This window comes from Protofrankia sp. Cr1 (genome assembly GCF_963555865.1).
GTDB lineage: Bacteria > Actinomycetota > Actinomycetes > Frankiales > Frankiaceae > Protofrankia.
The window spans coordinates 16,665-21,599 of record NZ_CAUVXO010000017.1 but is presented as its reverse complement, the minus strand read 5'-3'; the positions used below and the strand labels follow the sequence as shown (position 1 = coordinate 21,599).

Below are 4,935 nucleotides of genomic sequence, written 5' to 3'. Positions count from 1 at the left end.
AACACCGCGGTTCCGTGGGTGGGCGACGAGGCCCGCGCGTGGTGACGCCTGGGTATGCGCCCGGCCCGTGCCGCGAGTCGCCCCGCCCTCACGCCGGCTGCCATGGCCGCCGCCATGAGGGCGGGATCCTGGGACCGGGTGACCGCGGATGCGAGCAGCACGGCGTCGCAGCCGAGTTCCATGGCCAGCGCCGCGTCGGAGGCGGTGCCGATCCCGGCGTCGAGGACGACGGGAACCTCGGCCTCGGCGACGATCAGCTCGATGTTGTGGCTGTTGCGGATTCCCAGCCCGGTGCCGATGGGCGCGCCCAGCGGCATCACCGCGGCGCAGCCGGTCTGTTGGAGCCTGCGGGCGAGCACCGGATCGTCATTGGTGTAGGGCAGGACGGTGAACCCGTCGGCGACCAGACGTTCGGCCGCGTCGAGGAGCTCGAGCGGGTCCGGTAGCAGCGTGTAGTCATCCGCGACCACCTCTAGTTTGATCCAGTCCGTTTCCAGCGCCTCCCGGGCGAGCTGCGCGGTCAGGACGGCCTCGTGGGCGGTGCGGCAGCCGGCGGTGTTCGGCAGTATCCGGACACCGCAACCGGCGAGCATGTCCAGTACCGACCCGGGTGTCGCGGTATCGACCCGTCGCATGGACACCGTGCACATGGCCGTGCCGGACGCCTCGATCGCCGCCGCCATGACGGCCAGGCTCGGCGCCCCACCGGTACCCATGATCAGCCGGGAAGCGAGCTCCTCGCCTGCGATGACCAGGATGTCGTCGGCCATGTCAACCTCCCTGGGTCGCGGTGAGAATCTCCACGTGCTGACCAGCGCGTAGCTCCAGCTCCGCCCATCGACTGCGGGGGGCCACAACGCCGTCGACCGCGGCGGCGGTTCCCCGGCCAGCCCCGGCCAGGTCCGCGATGAGCTGGTGCAGGGTGGTGCCGGCCGGTACCTGCATGGCTTCGCCGTTCACGGTGAGAGTCATCCGCCATCCTCCTCAGAACCTGGTCGGGGTTACCGCGGGCTCGAACCTGGCCGGGGTGAACGGTGTGACCTCGGCGGGCATGGCACCGTCGGCGAGCAGGCCGGCGATGGCATCCGCGGTCACCGGGGTGAGCAGCACGCCGTTACGGTAGTGGCCGACGGCCAGCACGAGCCCGGGCACCCGGGACGGACCGATGAGCGGTGCGTTGTCGGGCGAGGCGGGCCGCAGGCTGGTGCTCACCTCTTCGAGCTCGGCCTCGCCCAACCCCGGCACGAGGGCCTGGGCGTCGCGCAGGAGCTCGTACACGGCGCCGGCACGCGGGCTCAGGTCGAATCCGACCTCCTCGCTGCTGGCTCCGACCACGACCCGGCCGTCGCCGCGCGGCACCAGGTACACCGGGGCGCCACGGACCGAGCCCCGCAGCACGCAGGTAAGCAGGGGTGGCCCAACGGTCCGCAGCCGCAGCGTCTGGCCCTTGACCGGTCGGACCGCGGGCAGGGCCTCCGGTGGCAGCCCACCGATCCGGGCCGACCACGCCCCGGCGGCCAGCACGACTACCGGCGCTGTCAGGTCGGTGCCGTCGGCGAGCCGCAGCCCGACGACCCGACCACCGCGCAGCAGCCATTCCCGGGCGGCCACCCGGACCATGGTCGCCCCCTCCCGCTCGCATGCCCGCATCAGCGCGTGATGCAGAAGGCGGTTGTCGACCTGGTGGTCACCCGGCGCCGCCAGTGCCCCGACGAGCCCGCTCGCCGATGCCGGGACCCTGGCGCGCAACTGGTGTCGGGTCAGCAGCTCGGTCTCCAGACCCAGCGACCGCGCGAAGCCGTGGATGTCACGCAGACCGGCCATGTCCGCGGCGTCCCAGGCTGCCACCAGCGTCCCGCACCGCAGGTAACCGATGTCGCAACCACTGCTGCGTTCCAGCTCGTCGACGAAGGCGGGGTAACGCAGCGCAGAAGCCGTGTTCAGCTCAAGGAGCGGCCGCTCACCGTAGTGAAGCTCGGTGACGGGGGCCAGCATGCCCGCGGCAGTCCTGCTCGCGCCCGACCCCGGCGCGGGATCGACGATGGTCACCGACAGTCCACGTAGCCGGGCGCGCCACGCCACCCCAAGACCGATCACGCCTGCGCCGGCCACGATGACGTCCACGCCGGACGCTGCTGGACCCGATCTCCGGGCGCCGGCTCCGCCTGCCTGCATGAGCCTCCTTCTCCCGGGCAGCTTCTCCCTCGCAGCGTTGCGTCGTGCAGCTTTGCGTCGTGCAGCGTTGCGTCGTGCAGCCTGCCGTGCCGCGGTCAACCTCACCCGACACCGTCGGAGGCCCCGGATGCAAGTTTCGCCGTGAGGGGCACCGCAGGGCCGGTCAACCATTCTTACTGTGTGTAAACTGTCATGACTTTGTGTAGTGTCGGGGGTGACGCCACGTTGGGCGAACCGTGTGGGAAGGTGTCCGCCATGAGGTACGCGCCGGTTCCCGACCGGTCGGCGATACGGTCGATTGTGAGGTCGGCGGTGTGTCCGGCCGGGAGCACCTCGTCGGCCCGGGTTCTGCGGGCCACCACTGCGCTCGGTGCCACCGCCGCCGTGGCCTATGCCGCGCCCTCGGTGGCCACCCTGCGCCACCTGCGAACGCGCGTCGTGCCCGTCCTCGCCGGGGTTGGCGCGCCGGACCACGTGGCCTTGACCTTCGACGACGGCCCCGACCCGGCGTCCACCCCCTTGTTCCTCGACGTGCTCACCGAACTGGACATACGGGCCACGTTCTTCGTCCTCGGGACGATGGTGGAGCGGGCACCCGAGCTTGCCCAACGGATGGCGGAGGCCGGCCATGAGCTTGCGGTCCACGCCTGGGATCACCGGCCGATGCTGCTGCGGGGTCCACTGTCGACCTACCGTCAGCTCAAGCGCACCCGAGATCTGATCACCGCCGTCACCGGCCAGGAGCCGCGGTTTGCCCGGCCGCCGCACGGCATCCTGTCGGCCGGTTTCCTCTTCGCCGCCAGCAGGCTGCATCTCACGCCGGTGTTATGGACCGCCTGGGGCCGGGACTGGACCGCAACGGCTACGCCGCTGAGCGTCCTGGACACCCTCGCGCCCGATCTGCGCGGCGGCGGCACCATCGTTCTGCATGACTGCGACTGCACGTCTGCGCCACAGGCGTGGCGCAGCGCCCTCGGCGCGTTGCCGGAACTCGCCGCCCGCTGCCACGATCTGGGACTTCGGCTGGGTCCACTCGCCGAGCACGGCCTCGGTGCTTCGTGGTCGCCGGGCGACAGTGGCGTGGATCAAGGGGTGGGCCCGGCCCGCGCTCGCGGTGCGGACCGGGCTCCGCGGCGCGGGTGCCGGTGGTCTCAGGCGTCGGGGTACAGCGAGTAGCTCGGGAAGTTGCCGTACAGCCGCTCGGTCGGGTCCGCTCCGACGGTGACGGCGTGGACGAGGTGGTCGCCCCCGACAAAGGCACCCTTCCAGGACGCACCGCGGCCGCCGAACGGTTCGGCCCGGTCGCCGCGCGAACGTGGCTTGTTGATGCCCACCTTGAATGCGTGGATCTCACTGCTCAGCCGGCGGGCGAGCGCCTCGTCATCACAGGCCAGCGATGCCACCAGCGCACCGTTGGACGCGTTCATCGCGGCCAGCAGCTCGGCTTCGGAGTCGACCACCACGATCGTGTCCACCGGGCCGAACGGCTCGGCATGGTGCAGCGCGCAGGACGGCGGGGGAGCGAGGATCGTCACCGGGGGTACATAGGCGGCCGTGTCCTGCCCGGGGATGAATGCGCCGTCTGCGATCGCTCCCCGGTACAGCGGAACCCCGCCCTTGGCGATCGCCTCGTCGACCTTGCCGGCGAGCTCGGCGGACTTCTCCGCGGTGATGACGGGCCCGAAGTCGATCTCGGGCAGGGGATCGTCGTCATGCGCGACGGCCAGCGGATGGCCGAACCGCACCGAGGAGACCACGGGCAGGTAGGCGGCGAGGAACTGATCGAAAAGCTGGCGCTGGACCACATAGCGGGGATAGGCGGTGCACCGTTGCTTGCCGTATTCGAAGCCCTTCCGCAGATGCGCGGCAAGCAGATCCCACTGGGAGAACTCCCAGATACCCCAGGCGTTGAGGCCTTCCTGCTCGAGGAAGTGCCGCTTGCCCGTGTCCACCAGCGCGGCCGCGACCTGGCCGCCGGTGGAGCGTCCACCGACGAAGGCCAGAGCGCCGATCTCCGGTGCCCGCACCAGCGCGCCCGACAACCGGGAGCCGGACCCGGAAACCAGGGCCACCGGCAGGCCCTCGCGCCGCGCCAGGGCGCAGGCGAGCGTGAGGCAGGCGGCACCGCCGTCCGTCGGGGTCTTCGCAATTGCCGCGTTGCCGGCCAGAACCTGGACCAGCATCGCGTGCATGAGCACGCTCATCGGGTAGTTCCAGCTGGCGATGTTGCTGACCGGCCCGGGTAGGGGGGTGCGGCCGGCCAGCATCGCGTCGATCTCCTCGACGTACCAGCGGACACCGTCGATGGCCCGGTCGACGTCCGTGCGGGCCAGCCGCCACGGCTTGCCGATCTCCCACACCAGCAGCAGGGCGAGCAGATCACGGTGGCTGTCCATGGCGTCCAGCGCGGCGCTCACCCGCATCTTGCGGTCGGCCAGCGGGACGTCCCGCCATCGTTTGTGGTCGTCCAGCGTCGCGCGGATGGCCTCCCGGGCCTCCTCGGGTTCGATCATGGGTGGTCCGGTGATGGGTGATCCGTCGAGCGGTGTGACGCTGCGCAGGGGTTCACCGGTCCGGCGCCACTGACCGCCCCACAGATTGCGCAGCCGGTCGTCGGCGAACGCCTCGGGGGCGACCTGCGTGCACCGGGTGTAGGCGTCCGACCATGCGGTGCCGGGTTTGAGATGCAGCCGGGGTGTGCTGAGTGAGGATGCGACCATGGGGTCAGGTTGCCTTTGATCGGCTCCAGGCGCCACTAGG

At 71.1% G+C, this 4,935-nt stretch carries 5 protein-coding genes; 1 reads left to right on the top strand and 4 read right to left on the bottom strand.

Translation table 11 applies throughout. From position 1 onward, the window contains the following. From U9980_RS03380 to thiO, 3 genes are all read right to left on the bottom strand, one after another. Window positions 1–770 (bottom strand): thiazole synthase (locus U9980_RS03380; protein WP_322766635.1); only part of this gene is annotated, 770 nt, incomplete at its 3' end. Window position 771: 1 nt separating this feature from the next. Further along, window positions 772–972, bottom strand: coding sequence for a sulfur carrier protein ThiS (thiS, locus tag U9980_RS03375; RefSeq protein WP_322750248.1), 201 nt, complete (start codon window positions 970–972; stop codon window positions 772–774). 12 nt (window positions 973–984) lie between these two features. Beyond that, on the bottom strand, window positions 985–2,175 hold the full coding sequence (thiO, locus tag U9980_RS03370) for a glycine oxidase ThiO (RefSeq protein WP_416210135.1): 1,191 nt from the start codon (window positions 2,173–2,175) through the stop codon (window positions 985–987). Window positions 2,176–2,430: 255 nt separating this feature from the next. Between thiO and U9980_RS03365 the strand changes: the two genes are divergently transcribed. Continuing rightward, window positions 2,431–3,351 carry a polysaccharide deacetylase family protein gene (locus U9980_RS03365; protein WP_322766633.1) on the top strand — a complete coding sequence of 307 codons (921 nt, stop codon included), beginning with the start codon at window positions 2,431–2,433 and terminating at the stop codon, window positions 3,349–3,351. On the opposite strand, the gene U9980_RS03360 is transcribed toward U9980_RS03365, so the two are convergent. Next, on the bottom strand, window positions 3,327–4,895 hold the full coding sequence (locus U9980_RS03360) for an aldehyde dehydrogenase family protein (protein WP_322766643.1): 1,569 nt from the start codon (window positions 4,893–4,895) through the stop codon (window positions 3,327–3,329). The genes U9980_RS03365 and U9980_RS03360 overlap by 25 nt on opposite strands. Between the last annotated feature and the right edge of the window lie 40 nt (window positions 4,896–4,935).